Source organism: Duganella vulcania (assembly GCF_009857655.1).
Lineage (GTDB): Bacteria > Pseudomonadota > Gammaproteobacteria > Burkholderiales > Burkholderiaceae_D > Rugamonas > Rugamonas vulcania.
Genome location: NZ_WWCX01000010.1, coordinates 69,705 through 84,373, shown reverse-complemented (window position 1 = coordinate 84,373; position 14,669 = coordinate 69,705). Strand labels below are relative to the sequence as shown.

Below are 14,669 nucleotides of genomic sequence, written 5' to 3'. Positions count from 1 at the left end.
AAATCCATCTGGAGACTTTGCCATGAATAGCAATCGCAGAACCGTATTGGCCGCCGCATGCCTCGCCGCCTTCGCCCTCAACGTACCGGCCTTCGCGGCCAAGCCGCTGGTGATCGGCTTCTCGCAGGTCGGCGCCGAAAGCGAATGGCGCACCGCGAACACCGTCTCGATCAAGGAAGCCGCCAAGAAGGAAGGCGTCACCCTTAAATTTGCAGACGCCCAGCAGAAGCAGGAAAACCAGGTCAAGGCGATCCGCTCCTTCATCGCCCAGCGCGTGGACCTGATCGCGTTTTCGCCGGTCGTGGAATCGGGCTGGGACACGGTGCTGCGCGAAGCCAAGGCTGCCAAGATCCCTGTCATCCTGACCGACCGCGCAGTCAATGTCAGCGATCCCACGTTGTACGCCACCTTCCTCGGCTCGGACTTCGTGGAAGAAGGCCGCCGCGCCGGCCGCTGGCTGTTGGAACGGGCGAAGAAGACGCCCGATGCCGCTATCAATATCGTTGAGCTGCAAGGCACCGTCGGTTCGGCGCCGGCGCTGGACCGCAAGAAGGGCTTCGATGAAGTCATCGCCGCCAATCCCAAGCTGAAGGTGATCCGCTCGCAGACCGGCGACTTCACCCGCGCCAAGGGCAAGGAAGTGATGGAGGCTTTCCTCAAGGCCGAGGGCAAGAAGATCAATGTGCTGTACGCGCATAACGACGACATGGCGATCGGCGCTATCCAGGCCATCGAGGAAGCCGGCATGAAGCCGGGCAAAGACATCGTGGTCATTTCCATCGACGGCGTCAAAGGCGCTTTCGAGGCGATGATCGCCGGGAAGCTGAACGTGACCGTGGAGTGCAATCCGCTGCTGGGCCCTCAGCTGATGCAGCTGGCGCGCGATGTCGTCGCCAACAAGCCGGTGCCCAAGCGCGTCGTCACCCAGGAAGGCGTGTTCCCGGCCGAAGTCGCGGCCAAGGAATTCCCGAACCGTAAATACTAAGCCGATGACTAACATAACTTCCGCGCCTGCGCCGGTGCTGGAGCTGCGCGGCATCAGCAAGGCATTCCCCGGCGTGCAGGCCTTGAGCGGCGTGGCGTTGAACCTGTATCCGGGCGAGGTGCACACGCTGATGGGCCAGAACGGCGCCGGCAAATCGACGTTGATCAAGGTGTTGACCGGCGTGTACACGCCGGACCAGGGCCAGATCCTGCTGGATGGCCGGGCGATACAGCCTTCGTCCACGCTGGAGGCGCAGAACCTGGGCATCAGCACCGTTTATCAGGAAGTGAATCTCTGCCCGAATTTGTCGGTGGCGGAGAATATCTTCATCGGCCGTTATCCGCTCAAGCGCGGCGGCATCGACTGGGCCGCCATGCAACGGCAGGCGGTGGAGCTGCTGGAGCGGATGCAGATACGGATCGACGTGTCGCTGCCGCTGGCGCACTATCCGTTGGCGATCCAGCAGATGGTGGCGATCTCGCGGGCCTTGCTGGTCTCGGCCAAGGTGCTGATCCTCGATGAGCCGACTTCCAGCCTCGATGAGAAGGAAGTCGATCTGCTTTTCAGCGTTCTGCGCGGCTTGCGCGAGCAGGGCATGGCGATCCTGTTTGTCACCCACTTCTTAGATCAGACCTACGCGATTTCGGACCGCATCACGGTGATGCGTAACGGCGAGCGCGAAGGCGAGTACGCATGCAGCGAGTTGTCGCGGTTTGACCTGGTGAACAAAATGGTCGGCGCCCCGGCGTCGGTTGCGGCCGATGCTGGTGGCAGCGCCACGGCCGCCGCCACGGCGGCCGCGCCGTCGAAGTTCCAGACCTTCCTGCGCGCCGTGGGCCTTAGCCGCAAGGGCGCGCTGTCGCCGATGGATATCGAACTGCGCCAGGGCGAGCTGCTGGGCCTTGCAGGCTTGTTGGGCTCCGGCCGCACCGAGGCGGCACGCCTGCTGTTCGGCGCGGACAAGGCCGATGGCGGCAGCATTGTCATCGACGGCAAGGAGCGCAGCTTCACATCGCCGCGCGACGCCATCGCCGCCGGTATCGGCTTCTGCTCCGAGGACCGCAAGCACGAGGGCGCGGTGCTCGAACTGTCCGTGCGCGAGAACCTGATCCTCGCGCTGCAGGCCCGCACCGGCATCCTGCGCGCGATTCCGCTCAAACGCCAGCAGCAGCTGGCCGAGGAATACGTCAAGGCGCTGGGCATCAAGACGGCCAGCATCGAAACGCCGATCGGCACGCTATCCGGCGGCAACCAGCAGAAGGTGCTGCTGGCGCGCTGGCTGGCCACCGATCCGAAGATGCTGATCCTGGACGAACCGACGCGCGGCATCGACGTGCGCGCCAAGCAGGAGATCATGGACTACGTGACGGCCTTGTGCCGCAAGGGCATGGCCATCCTGTTCATCTCATCCGAGCTGCCGGAGGTGCTGCGGGTCAGCGACCGCATCGTCATCATGCGCGACCGCAAGGCGGGTGGCGAGTATCCACGCGGCGCGCTGGACGAAAGCTCGGTGCTGCAGGTGATCGCCGCCGGAGACGCCCATGAATAGCCCGCTGAACCAGGCTGGCGCACCCCGCGCAGCCGCCGGCGCGCCCGGCATCCGCTCCAACACATCTTCGAATGCATCCATGTTTGTGCGTCATCCCTTATTCCGTCCGCTGGCCGCGCTGTTCCTGTTGCTGCTGGTGGACCTGTTGCTGGTTCCCGGCTTCTTCCACCTGGAGATCAAGGACGGCCACCTTTACGGCAGCTTGATCGACATCGCCAACCGCGCGGCGCCGCTGGTGCTGGCTGCCCTCGGCATGACGCTGGTGATCGCCACGCGCGGCATCGACATCTCGGTCGGCGCCGTGGTCGCGATCAGTGGCACCGTCGCCGCGATGCTCATCGGCGGCACGATGGTGATGCAGAACGGCGTGCCCGAATACGTCGCCAACACGCCGATGGTGTGGGCGCTGTGCGCGGCCATGGGCGCGGCGCTGTTGTGCGGCGCGTGGAACGGCCTGCTGGTGGCGGGCCTGGGCCTGCAACCCATCGTCGCCACGCTGATCCTGATGGTCGCGGGGCGCGGCCTGGCGCAGCTGTTCACCGACGGGCAGATCGTCACCGTCTACTACAAGCCGTTCTTCTTCCTCGGCAGCGGCTACCTGTTTGGCCTGCCGTTCTCGCTCTACATCGTCGGCGCCGTATTCCTGGTCACCGCGCTGTTGATGCGCAAGACGGCTTTGGGCCTGTTCATCCAGGCGGTGGGCATCAATCCGGTCGCCGCGCGGCTGGCTGGTTTGAAGACGGCGGTGCTGATCTTCTTCGTCTACGTATTCTGCAGCGCCTGCGCCGGCCTGGCCGGCTTGATGATCAGCGCGAACATCAAGAGCGCGGACGCCAACAACGCCGGCCTGCTGCTGGAGCTGGACGCCATCCTCGCCGTCACGCTGGGCGGCACCTCGCTGGCAGGCGGCAAATTCAGCCTGGCCGGCAGCGTGATCGGCGCGCTGATCATCCAGACGCTGACCTACACCATCTACTCCCTCGGCCTGCCGCCGGAGGTCAACATGGTCGTCAAGTCGGTGGTGGTATTCCTGGTTTGCCTGTCGCAGTCGGCGGAATTCAAGAACATGTGGCGCGCCTTCCGCGCCAAGAACAAAGGTGGCGCGGCATGAGCACCATGATCCTTCGCGGGCGCGCCTGGATGGCGTCGCCGTATTTCACGTCCCTGGTCACGGTGGTGCTGCTGATCGCCCTGCTGGCGGTGGGCGGCGTGGCCTATCCCGGCTTCCTGTCGCTGCAGGTTCTATTCAATCTCCTGATCGACAACGCCTTCCTGCTGGTGATCGCGGTCGGCATGAGCTTCGTCATCCTCTCCGGCGGCATCGACCTGTCGGTGGGCTCGGTGCTGGCGCTGACCACGATGATCTCGGCCTGGCTGCTGCAAAGCTGGCACCTGCCGCCGCTGCTGGTGATCGCCATCGCGCTGACGCTGGGCGCGGGCTTCGGCGCGGCGATGGGCGCGATGATCCATTACTTCAAGCTGCAGCCGTTCATCGTCACGCTGGCCGGCATGTTCCTGGCGCGCGGCCTGTGCTACCTGATCAGCATTAACTCGATCACCATCGACGATCCGCTGTACGTCGCCATGTCGCAGACACAGTTGCCGATATTGGGCGGCTTTATCTCGCCCGGCGCGCTGATCGCCGTGCTCACGCTGGCCGCCGCGATCTACGTCGCGCACTGCACCCCGTTTGGCCGCGCCATTTACGCGGTGGGCGGCAACGAGCAATCGGCGTTGATGATGGGCCTGAGGGTAGGCCGCACCAAGGTGCTGATCTACGCCTTCAGTGGCTTCTGCGCCGCGCTGGCGGGTGTGCTGTTCTCGTTCTACATGTTGTCCGGCTACGGCCTGCACGCGCAGGGCACGGAGCTCGACGCCATCGCGGCGGTGGTCATCGGCGGCACGCTGCTCAGCGGCGGCTACGGCTACGTGGCCGGTTCGCTGTCGGGCGTGCTGGTGCTGGGTACCATCCAGACGCTGATCGCCTTCGACGGCACCCTCAGCTCGTGGTGGACCAAGATTGTCATTGGCGGTTTGCTGTTTGTATTCTGCGTGGTCCAGCGTTTGATGGCGCTGGGCGCACGACAAAAAAAATAACTGGAGAGAGCATTGAAAAACAAGTTGATCAAATTCGCGGCCATCGCGGCTGCGGGTCTGGCAATGGGCGCGGCGCAGGCGGCCAACCCGTTGTTCCCCAAGCTGTTCACGGCCGATCCGTCGGCCTATGTGGAAAACGGCACCGTCTACCTGTACGTCGGCCATGACGAGGCCACGCCCAAAAGCCCGGACTACGTGATGAACGAGTGGCGCGTCTACACCAGTTGCGACATGAGGAACTGGACCGACCGCGGCTCGCCGGTGCAAGCTTCTACCTTCAAGTGGGCCAAGGGCCACGCCTGGGCGGCCGACATCACCAAGCGCGATGGCAAGTACTACTTCTATTCGACCGTCGACCACGCGACCATTCCCGGCCACGCGATCGGCGTCGCCGTCTCCGACAGCCCGACCGGCCCCTTCGTCGACGCGCGCGGCTCGGCGCTGGTCACCAACGACATGACGCTGCAATCGCCGATCGCCTGGGACGACATCGACCCGGCTATCTTCCAGGACGATGATGGCCAGGCCTATCTCTACTGGGGCAACACGGTGCTCAAGTACGCCAGGCTGAAACCGAACATGATCGAATTCGACGGTCCGATCCAGACCGTCGGCATGGACATGTTCACCGAGGCGTCCTACCTGCACAAGCATAACGGTACATATTATTTATCCTATTCGCGCAACTTCCCGGAGGAGACGGCCTACATGACCGGCCCGAGCCCGACCGGCCCATGGCACTATCGCGGCGTGATCATGTCGAAGAACGCCAAGGTCAAGACCATCCACCAGGCCATCATCGATTTCAACGGCAAGTCCTACATCTTTTACCACAACGCCAAGCTGCCCGGCGGCGGCGAATACCGCCGTTCGGTGGCGGTGGAGGAGTTCCAGTACAACGCCGACGGCACCATCCCGTTCATTCCGCAGACCAGGGAAGGCCCGGCGGCCAATCCTTCTGCGGCGTGCAAGTGATACCGCAACAGTCGGTATGTCATCAATGCCCATACCGATTGTGATATCATTTTTCTATGGAAACTAACCCGAACTGGTTCTTGCGTGCGCGCCTCAAAACGCGCCAGCTGCTGCTGCTGATCGCGCTCGACGAACAACGCAATATCCACCGCGCCTCGGAAGAGCTGCACATGACGCAGCCGGCCGCCTCCAAGCAGTTGAAGGACCTGGAGGAGATGCTGGGCGTGCAGCTGTTCGACCGCCTGCCGCGCGGCATGGAGCCGACCATCTACGGCGAGACGATGATACGCCACGCCCGCATGGCGCTGACCAGCCTCTCGCTGGCGCACGAGGACATCGTCGCCATCAAGGCCGGCCTGTCCGGGCAGGTGGACATCGGCACCATCATGACGCCGGGGATCTCGCTGCTGCCGGTGGCGATCACGCGCACCAAGGCGCAAGCGCCCAAGCTGCGCATCGGTGTGGAGATGGAGCAGTCCAACATCCTGCTCGAGCAGTTGCAGCGCGGACGGCTGGACTTCATGATCGGCCGCATCCCCGAGCGCCAGAGCGCCGAGGGTCTGAGCTACGAGGAGCTGGGCGACGAGCCGGCGTGCGCGGTGGTGCGGCCCGGCCATCCGCTGCTGAAGGCGCGCAACCTGTCGCTGCGCGATATCGCCAGCCAGCCGTGGATCCTGCCGCCGCAAGGCAGCATCCTGCGCGCGCGCTGCGAGTTGATGTTCCGCCGCGCCGGCCTGGAGGTGCCGTCCAACGTCGTCGACACCACCGCCGTGCTGCTGATTAAACCGCTGCTGCAGCAGACGGACGCGCTCAATGTCATGCCGATCGCCGTCGCCAAATACTACGAGTCGCAGCATGTGCTCAACATCCTGCCGATCGAACTGCCGTGCCGCATGGACGCCTACGGCATCATCACGGTCGATGGCCACATCATGTCGCCGGGCGCGAGCCTGCTGCTGAAGGCGGTGCGCGAAGTGGCGAAAGAGATGTACTAGCGCGCAGCTGGCTGCTGGAAGCTGGCGAAGGCGTCCAGCAGCACCTTGGCCCGGAAGGGCTTGAGAATCACGCGGCTCACGTGCCGCTCACGCAGGTCGTTCAGCAGGTCGGCGGTCGCGTTTTCCGCCATCACCGCGATGGGAATGTCGCTGTCGCTGACGTACATCCCGTTGCGCATCCGGTCCAGCAAGGCCAGATTGTAGGTGCAGCCGCGCAGCGAGCCGCAGTCGATCGAAATCACCGCGCCGTGGAAGCTGTGCTCGCGCAGCAGGCGTTCGGCCGCCTCCATGCTGGCCGCTTCATGGATGGTTCCCAAGCCCAGTGTGCGCGCCGTCAGCGCGACGGTCCGGCGCAACAGCGGTTGCTCCTCCACCAGCAGCATGTTCAGGTTCCTGACCGGATTCTCAGGCATCCGCCGCCTCCTTGCGTTGGCTGAGTTCTTCCAGCACCAGGTCGCGCAGCGTCGCCAGGATCGCCAGCTCGGTCGCGTCCAGCGTGCGCGGCTTGTGGTCGATCAGGCAAAGGGTGCCGATGGCGAATCCGGACGGCATCGTCAACGGCGCGCCGGCGTAGAAGACCGCGTGCGGCTCGCCGGTGACGATGGGATTGTCGGCAAAGCGCGCATCGGCGCGTGCATCCGGGATGACGAAGATATCGGGCTGCAGGATCGCGTGGGCGCAGAAGGAAATGTCGCGAGAGGTCTCGCACACGTTCATGCCCACGTTGGCCTTGCACCACTGGCGGTTCTCGTCGACCAGCGACAGCAGCGCGATCGGCATGTCGAATTCCTCGGCGGCGAAGCGCGCCACCTTGTCGAAGCGTTCTTCCGGCGGCGTGTCAAGGATCAGCAGTTCGCGCAGCGCCGCCAGGCGGTCGGCATCGTTGTCGGGGATCGGTGCGGCTAGCATGGGCATCGGGCGCTTGAAGTGGACGTATGCCGACTTTAGCATCGCGGCGGCAGCGGCGCGACTGAATGTTGGCCCGGTCGCCAATCTGTTGCGAAATCGTCTGTGCTATGCCTGCATCTGGTGGCAGCTGTGTTCGCAGGCTTCGCAGGCGCGCACGCATTCTTCCATGCCGTCCAGTTCCAGGCAGCTCAGCGCGCACGCGTGGCAGATGTCGGCGCACAGCGCGCACAGTTTGGGGCTGAACCGCGATCCGCTCAGCTGCATGTTGGCCGACATTTCGCAGATCGCCGCGCAGTCCAGCATCAGGCGGAAATGGTTCGGTTCCACGTGGCGGCCACCCATTTCCAGACAGTGGGTCAGGGCGGTTTGCAGGCACGCTTGATGGCAGTTGTCGCAGGCGTCTATGCAGTCCTGCATGGCTGATGTGATTTCCATGACGATTCCTTTCAATGATGTTGCAATGGGAAATCCATGCTAGGCCCATGCATGGCCGCCTTCTGTGCGCGTCCGCTCTTTCCGGCACCGTGATTAATGTTGACTCAGTCAACGATATATTGCAAAATCCTTTCGTGTTTCAGCTGGAGGCTCCATGTCAGTTCCTGTTTTCGATGACCGCGTCGCGGCGGTACGTTCCTTCAACCGCTTCTTCACGCGCCAGATCGGCGTGCTGCGCGAGGGCCTGCTGCATAGCGAATACACGCTGACCGAGATGCGCGTGCTGTACGAATTGGCCCATCAGGGCGACCAGCCGGCGGCGGTGCTGGGCCGCGACTTGGGACTGGATCGCGGTTACCTGAGCCGCATCCTGGCCAAGTTCGAAAGCGCGGGGCTGGTGTCCAGGGTGCCGTCGGCCACCGATGGCCGCTCCAAGCTGCTGCACCTGACGGCGCAAGGCCGTGCCGTCTACGAGCCGCTGGACCGCCGCTCGCGCGAGGAGGTCGGCGACCTGTTGGCCCGCTTCGGCGAGGCCGACCAGCTGCGCATGCTCGATGCGATGCGTACCATCCAGCAGATGCTGGACGCGGAGAGCGGCTTCAAATACGCCCAGCCGTTCGTGCTGCGCCCCCATCGCGCCGGCGACATGGAATGGATCACGCGCCGCCACGGCGCCATCTACACCGAGCAGCAAGGCTGGGACGACAGCTTCGGGAAGCTGGTTGGCGAGATATGCGCCGACTTCGAACGCAACTTCGATCCGGCGCTGGAGCATTGCTGGATCGCCGAGATGGCGGGCCAGCCGGTCGGCTCGATCGCGCTGGCGCGTGACGGCGAGGAGGGTGTGGGCAAACTGCGGTTGCTGCTGGTGGAAGAGCAGGCCCGCGGCTACGGCCTCGGTTCGCGGCTGGTCGACGAATGCCACCGCTACGCGCGCGCCGCCGGCTACCGCAAGATGCGCCTGTGGACCACCGACCAGCAGAAGGAAGCCCGCCGGATCTACCAAAACAAGGGATACGTGCTGGTGGCCGAGGAGCCGGTGCACGCCTTCGGCCAGGACATGGTCAACGAAACCTGGGAACTGACGCTCTGATACCCACCAGCTGATTGCCTGCACGGCCGCTTCTCTGGCACTATCCTCAACGTGGTAGTTTAATCAACCGTGGGGATACTATGCAAAAGAGCAGGCTGGGGGTGTGGTCCAAGCGTGTCGTAATCGGATTGGTGGTATTGATATTGGCGGCGGTGGCCGGGGCGTGGCTGTATTTGCGCGGCAGCCTGGCGCAGTTGGAGGGCACGGTGCAGGCGCCGGGACTGGAGGCCGGCGCCAGCGTGGCGCGCGATGAACACGGCGTGCCGCTCATCAGCGGCGGCAGCCGGATGGACGTGGCCTACGCCACCGGCTTTGTGCATGCGCAGGAGCGCTACTTCCAGATGGACCTGCTGCGCCGGGTGTCGGCCGGCGAATTGTCCGAACTATTCGGCGCGCGCGCACTGCCGCTGGATAAATCCCATCGCCTGCACCGCTTCCGCGCCCGCGCCGAGCTGGCGCTGAAAACCATGCCGGCGGCCGACCGCGCGCTGCTGGAGCGTTACGTGGAAGGCGTCAACGCGGGCCTGCGGAAGCTGGGCGCCAGGCCGTTCGAATATGCGCTGATCGGCATGCCGCCGCGCGCGTGGTCGGCGGCCGATTCGCTGCTGGCTATCTGGGCGATGTACTTCGACCTGCAAGGCAGCCAGGAGCCGCGTGAGCTGGCGCGCGGCTGGTTCCGCGACCATGCGACCGAAGAGCAGCGCGCCTTCCTGGCGCCGGAATCGACGCAGTGGGATGCGCCGCTCGACGCGCAATCGGTGACGGCTGCCGACATCGCGATTCCCGCCGCGCCACCCGCATGGTGGGGCAAGCCCAAGGCCGACGGCGGCGCGGCGCATACCGATCCCAAAGTGGCGGCGGCGGAATTCCTCAACACCGTGGGCAGCAACAACTGGGCGGTGGCGGGCGGCCGCAGCGACACCGGCGCGGCCATTGTGTCGGACGATATGCACCTCGGCATACAGCTGCCGGCGATCTGGTACCGCCTCGCCTTGCAGTTCCCCGACGGGAAAGGCGGCCAGCGCCGCGTGGTCGGCGTCACGCTGCCCGGCACGCCGGCGGTGGTGGTCGGCAGTAACGGCCATGTGGCCTGGGGCTTCACCAACAGCTACGGCGACTATCTCGACCTGATCGTGCTCGATACCGACCCGGCCAAGCCTGGCCAGGTGCGCACCCAGGCCGGCTGGGAGACCCCGGTGGCGCACGAGGAAACGATACTAATCAAAGGCGAACCGGCGGCCAAACTGGCCGTGCGCGAAACCAGCCTCGGTCCGATTCGCGAGGCCGCAGGCCGCAGCTACGCCATCCACTGGGTTGCGCACACCCCGGCGGCGGTCAATCTCAACGCCAGGAACCTGGAGTTCGCCGACACGCTGGAGCAGGCGATGGGGATCGCGGCAACGATGGGCATCCCGGCGCAGAATTTTGTCGGCGGCGACGACAAGGGCAATATCGGCTGGACCATCGCCGGCGCGCTGCCGCGCCGTGCGCCGGCCGGCGTGGCCGCCACCTATCCGCTGTCGGCGGACGACCAGGCGGGCGTCTGGACCGGCTGGCTCAAGCCCGAGGAATATCCCAGGGTCGTCAACCCGGCCGGCGGACAGCTGGCCACCGCCAACAGCCGCCAGCTGGCCAATGCCGGCGCCGAACTGCTGGGCGACGGCGGCTTCGATCTGGGCGCCCGCACGCACCAGGTGCGCGACGACCTGACCGCGCTCGGCCCCAAGACCGACGTGAAAAAAGTCTACGCCATCACGCTGGACGACCGCGCCGTGTTCCTGACCGCCTGGCGCGAACGCGCCATGGCCGCGCTGGACGCCAAGGCCGTCGAAGGCAAGCCGCTGCGCGCGGAAGCGCTCAAGCTGCTGAAGGACAGCTGGACCGGCAAGGCCAGCGTGGACTCGGTGGGCTACCGCATCACGCGCGCCTACATGTACGCGCTGTACGACATCCTGTTCGAAAGCGCCAACGAGGAGATGGCGAAGGTCGACGCCAAGGCCAACATGGCGGCGGTGACGTCGCGCTGGCCGGTGGTGGTGGCGCGTGTGCTGGACGAGAAGCCGGCCGCCTGGTTGCCGCCGCGGTACGCCAGCTGGCAGGCCTTGCAACTGGCCGCGCTGGACCGCGTGATCGCCGACCTGACCAAGGATGGCAAGCCGCTGGCCAGCGCCACCTGGGGGGAGCGCAACACGGCGGCCAGCGCCCATCCCTTCGCGGCGGTGGTGCCGGTGCTGGGCAAGTACCTGAAGGTGGCGCCGGACATGCTGCCCGGCGACCAGCACATGCCGCGGGTATCGGGACCGTCGTTCGGCCAGTCGGAGCGGCTGACGGTGTCGCCGGGCCATGAGGAACAGGGCGTGTTCAATATGCCGGGTGGGCAGAGCGGCCATCCCTTGTCGCCGTACTTCCTGGATGGCCGCGCCGACTGGGTCAGCGGACGGGATACGCCGCTGCTGCCGGGGCCTGCGGCGCATACGCTGACGTTTGTGAAGTAGCGCGGCCAAGGCCGAACAGTGGGCGCAGCACGGGGACGCGGCGCACCACTTCGAACAGGCCGAAGCTGATGGCGAAGGTCAGCACGACCAGCACCGCGCCCTCCGTGCCGGGCGCCAGCTTCACCGGCTTGAGCCAGTGCGCCATGCTGACGATCAGCGTCTGGTGCAGGATGTAGACCGGGAAAACGGCTTCGGTCAGGTAGCGGCGCTTGGCGCTGTCGAAGGCCAGGTGGCGGTGGCCGAAGCCGCAGATGGCCAGGATCGGCGCCCATTGGCCCAGGCAGAAGATCATGCGCAGCAGCGGCTTCATTTGCGCAATGATCGGCAGGTCGCCCACCGATTCCGGCATCGAATGCAGGCACACCACCACGGCCCAGCTGAACAGCCACAGTCCCAGGCTGGTCCAGCGCAGTCCATCCACCCTGGCCCAGAAGCCATTTTGCAGCGCCAGCATCACGCCCATCACGAACAGGAAGAAGTAGTGGGCGTGGTTGTACCAGTCGTTGACCAGCGCGTGGGTTTCGGGGAAGGCCTCGGCCAGCGCGTAGCGGGCCACGAACAGCGCCAGCACCGGCAACACGATGATCTTCCAGCCGGCTAGCTGGCGGCCCAGCGCGTCGGACCAGGAGCGTAGGCGCGCGGCGCCGGCCAGCGCGGCCACGCCGCCGATCACCATCGTGTAGGCCCACAGGTAGGCCACGAACCACAGGTGGTTCCAGGTCGGCAGGTCGAGGCAGCTGCCTTGCTTGCAGAAGCCGTGGTAGCCGCTGACGTAGAGGCGCATGAATTCTCCATAGCCGCCGGTGTAGTTGAGCTTTTCGACCACTTCAAAATACGATTGCGGCGGCACGATCGCCAGCATGCCGAACACCAGCGGCACCAGCAGGCGCCAGCTGCGCTGCCGGAGCAGGGCGCCGACGCGGACCTTTTGCAGCATGAAGGCGGTGGCGACGCCGGAGATCATGAACAGCAGGCCAAGGCGCCACGGCGAGGACAAGAGCATCAGCGGCTCGATGGCGTCGCTGGCGTATGGGCTCTTGACGTGCCATCCCCAAGTCACGTAATACATGCCGGTGTGGTAGAAGATCAGGACGCAGAACGCGAAGATGCGTATCCAGTCGAGGAAGTACAGTCGGTTGTTTGCGGTCTGGTTCATTGCTGGCTCCTGGTTGAATGAAGCCAGTCTAGCGATGCCCCGCGGGCGGCGTCCAGCGCGCGGGGGCGAAGCGGGATGCTGGTGGGGCGAGCCGGCCTACAGGCCGCTCAGCCGCTCCATGACTTCGGCGCGGTATTGGCGCGAGCAGGGTACGCGCGCGCCGCTGCGCAATATCAGTTCGCCGTCGCCCTTGTCGAGGTGCTGCACGCTGACGATCCAGTCCAGCTGCACGGCCGCGCGACGGTGGCAGCGCAGGAAGCGTGGCCCGAGCTTGTCGATCAGGCCGGCCAGCGTCTGGCGCATCAGCGGCTGGCCGTCGGCGGTGTGCAGCACGACGTAGTTGTCGGCGGTTTCGATCCACTGGATATGCTCGACCCGCACGATGCGGGTGCCTCCCCGCTCCGGGATCAGCAGCTGGCTGATGGCGGGCAGGGGATGCTGCAACGGCGCGGGCGCTTCTTCGGTCAGGAATGGTGGCATGGGTTGCATGGTCTGGGCGGCGCGCTGTTGCGCGAGGCGTTCGCGCACGCGCTGGAGGGCGCGTTGCAGGCGTTGCTGGTCGTAGGGCTTGAGCAGGTAGTCGATGGCGTTGGCGTCGAAGGCGCGGATCGCGTATTCGTCGTAGGCGGTGACGAACACCACCAGCGGCGCCGGCGCCGGCAGCGAGGCGGCGACATCGAGGCCGGTGATCTCGGGCATCTGGATGTCGAGCAGCAGCAGGTCGGGCGCGAAGGCCGGCAGGCGTTCTAGCGCCTCGACGCCGTCGCGGGCTTCCTCGATCGCGCTGATGTCGGACTCCTGCTCCAGCAGGCGGCGCATCTTGTCGCGCGCCGGGCGCTCGTCGTCGACGATCAGGACGCGCATGGCAGCCGCATTTCCGCCCGCACGCCGGCCGGCGCGAGCTGGATCAGGTCGAAGGTGGCGCCGGCGCCGTGCATGGCCGACAGGCGTTCGCGCAGGTTGCGCACGCCGATGCCGGCGCCGGACCGCGCGCCGGCCGCCGCCCCATCGCCGGCGCGCAGCGTGCCGCCGTCATCCTCCAGCCGCAGCACCATTGCGTCTTGTTCGCGGCTGGCCGAGATGGTGATGGTGGTGGCCTGGCGGCGCCGTTCAACGGTATGCTTGAAGATGTTCTCCAACAGCGGCTGCATGCTCATGACCGGCACCTGGCAGTCCAGCAGCGTCTCGTCGATATCCCAGACGATGTGCACGCGGTCGGAAAACCGTTCGCACATCAGTGCCGCGTAGCCGCGCAGCAGCCGCAGCTCCGTCGCCAGCGTGACCTGGTGCTGCTCGCTGACGTCGAGCGTGGCGCGCAGCACGTCGGCCAGCTGGATCAGCATCGCGTCGGCGCGCGCCACGTCGCTGTGCATCAGCGAGGAGATGGTGTTGAGGGCGTTGAACAGGAAATGCGGCTGCATCTGCTGGGTGAGCCGCAGCAGCTGCGCCTCGCGCAGCGAGGCGTTGACCCGCTCCACGCGCAGCTTCTCGTTCTGCATCGCGTGGTACGACAGCACGCCGAACATGATGGTGGCGAAAATGCTGAAGAAGACCGTCATCTTCACGTCTTCGTACAGGAAGGTCTGTGGCCAGGGCAGGTGGGTGTAGGTGTCGCCGGCCAGCGCGTACACGCCATAGCGGATGCCGAAGGCGATGGGCACGAACAGCACCCAGTACACCGGCAGCCACGCCAGCTGGCGCGTGAACCACTTCAGCGGCTGCGCCAGCAGGTGGTCGTAGCGGCGCGTGTAGTGGCGCTGGGCCAGCAGCAGCAGGGTGCCGGTCAGCGCCGACGAGGTCTCCCACACAATCGGCTTCCACAGGCCGGTCTGGTGGTCGCGCAGGTATTCCTGAACGGCGGTAAGGTTCATCAGCAGCCAGAAAAGGATCCAGGCCGCGCCGATGGTGGTTTGTGTGCGCTTAGGTAGCATGGCCCAGATGATTACCGATTCTTATCAATAGGTCAATGAGCCGATGAGA

14 protein-coding genes are annotated in these 14,669 nt (G+C 65.5%); 8 read left to right on the top strand and 6 right to left on the bottom strand.

Going from position 1 to position 14,669, the window contains the following annotated elements:
• Positions 1-22 precede the first annotated feature (22 nt).
• From GTP90_RS09470 to GTP90_RS09445, 6 genes are all read left to right on the top strand, one after another.
• Positions 23-985, top strand: coding sequence for an ABC transporter substrate-binding protein (locus GTP90_RS09470; protein WP_161083266.1), 963 nt, complete (start codon positions 23-25; stop codon positions 983-985).
• 4 nt (positions 986-989) lie between these two features.
• Entirely contained in the window at positions 990-2,534 is a 1,545-nt protein-coding gene (locus tag GTP90_RS09465) for a sugar ABC transporter ATP-binding protein (protein ID WP_161083265.1), read from the top strand.
• A gap of 79 nt (positions 2,535-2,613) precedes the next feature.
• Entirely contained in the window at positions 2,614-3,645 is a 1,032-nt protein-coding gene (locus GTP90_RS09460; protein WP_161083303.1) for an ABC transporter permease, read from the top strand.
• Positions 3,642-4,631, top strand: coding sequence for a galactofuranose ABC transporter, permease protein YjfF (gene yjfF / locus GTP90_RS09455; RefSeq protein ID WP_254451792.1), 990 nt, complete (start codon positions 3,642-3,644; stop codon positions 4,629-4,631). The genes GTP90_RS09460 and yjfF overlap by 4 nt, the downstream gene beginning before the upstream one ends.
• 12 nt (positions 4,632-4,643) lie before the next feature.
• On the top strand, positions 4,644-5,606 hold the full coding sequence (locus tag GTP90_RS09450; RefSeq protein WP_161083264.1) for a glycoside hydrolase family 43 protein: 963 nt from the start codon (positions 4,644-4,646) through the stop codon (positions 5,604-5,606).
• A gap of 56 nt (positions 5,607-5,662) precedes the next feature.
• Positions 5,663-6,601, top strand: coding sequence for a LysR family transcriptional regulator (locus tag GTP90_RS09445; RefSeq protein WP_161083263.1), 939 nt, complete (start codon positions 5,663-5,665; stop codon positions 6,599-6,601).
• Here the strand turns inward: GTP90_RS09445 and GTP90_RS09440 are convergent.
• The 3 genes from GTP90_RS09440 to GTP90_RS09430 form a co-directional block, all read right to left on the bottom strand.
• Positions 6,598-7,014, bottom strand: coding sequence for a response regulator (locus GTP90_RS09440; protein WP_161083262.1), 417 nt, complete (start codon positions 7,012-7,014; stop codon positions 6,598-6,600). The two genes, GTP90_RS09445 and GTP90_RS09440, sit on opposite strands and share 4 nt — an antisense overlap.
• Positions 7,007-7,510 carry a GAF domain-containing protein gene (locus GTP90_RS09435; RefSeq protein ID WP_161083301.1) on the bottom strand — a complete coding sequence of 168 codons (504 nt, stop codon included), beginning with the start codon at positions 7,508-7,510 and terminating at the stop codon, positions 7,007-7,009. The genes GTP90_RS09440 and GTP90_RS09435 overlap by 8 nt, the downstream gene beginning before the upstream one ends.
• Before the next feature lie 105 nt (positions 7,511-7,615).
• Complete coding sequence (locus tag GTP90_RS09430) at positions 7,616-7,945, bottom strand: four-helix bundle copper-binding protein (RefSeq protein WP_161083261.1); 330 nt, start codon at positions 7,943-7,945, stop codon at positions 7,616-7,618.
• Positions 7,946-8,099: 154 nt separating this feature from the next.
• Between GTP90_RS09430 and GTP90_RS09425 the strand changes: the two genes are divergently transcribed.
• Both GTP90_RS09425 and GTP90_RS09420 read left to right on the top strand, forming a co-directional pair.
• Positions 8,100-9,038: a bifunctional helix-turn-helix transcriptional regulator/GNAT family N-acetyltransferase gene (locus GTP90_RS09425; RefSeq protein WP_161083260.1), complete on the top strand. Its 939-nt coding sequence runs from the start codon at positions 8,100-8,102 to the stop codon at positions 9,036-9,038.
• Positions 9,039-9,118: 80 nt separating this feature from the next.
• On the top strand, positions 9,119-11,533 hold the full coding sequence (locus tag GTP90_RS09420; protein WP_161083259.1) for a penicillin acylase family protein: 2,415 nt from the start codon (positions 9,119-9,121) through the stop codon (positions 11,531-11,533).
• Here GTP90_RS09420 and GTP90_RS09415 read toward each other — a convergent pair.
• From GTP90_RS09415 to GTP90_RS09405, 3 genes are all read right to left on the bottom strand, one after another.
• Positions 11,469-12,689: an acyltransferase family protein gene (locus GTP90_RS09415; RefSeq protein WP_161083258.1), complete on the bottom strand. Its 1,221-nt coding sequence runs from the start codon at positions 12,687-12,689 to the stop codon at positions 11,469-11,471. The two genes, GTP90_RS09420 and GTP90_RS09415, sit on opposite strands and share 65 nt — an antisense overlap.
• Before the next feature lie 96 nt (positions 12,690-12,785).
• Positions 12,786-13,553 (bottom strand): LytR/AlgR family response regulator transcription factor, encoded by a 768-nt coding sequence (locus tag GTP90_RS09410; RefSeq protein WP_161083257.1) that lies wholly within the window; start codon positions 13,551-13,553, stop codon positions 12,786-12,788.
• Positions 13,541-14,560: a sensor histidine kinase gene (locus GTP90_RS09405; RefSeq protein WP_254451791.1), complete on the bottom strand. Its 1,020-nt coding sequence runs from the start codon at positions 14,558-14,560 to the stop codon at positions 13,541-13,543. The genes GTP90_RS09410 and GTP90_RS09405 overlap by 13 nt, the downstream gene beginning before the upstream one ends.
• Positions 14,561-14,669 lie beyond the last annotated feature (109 nt).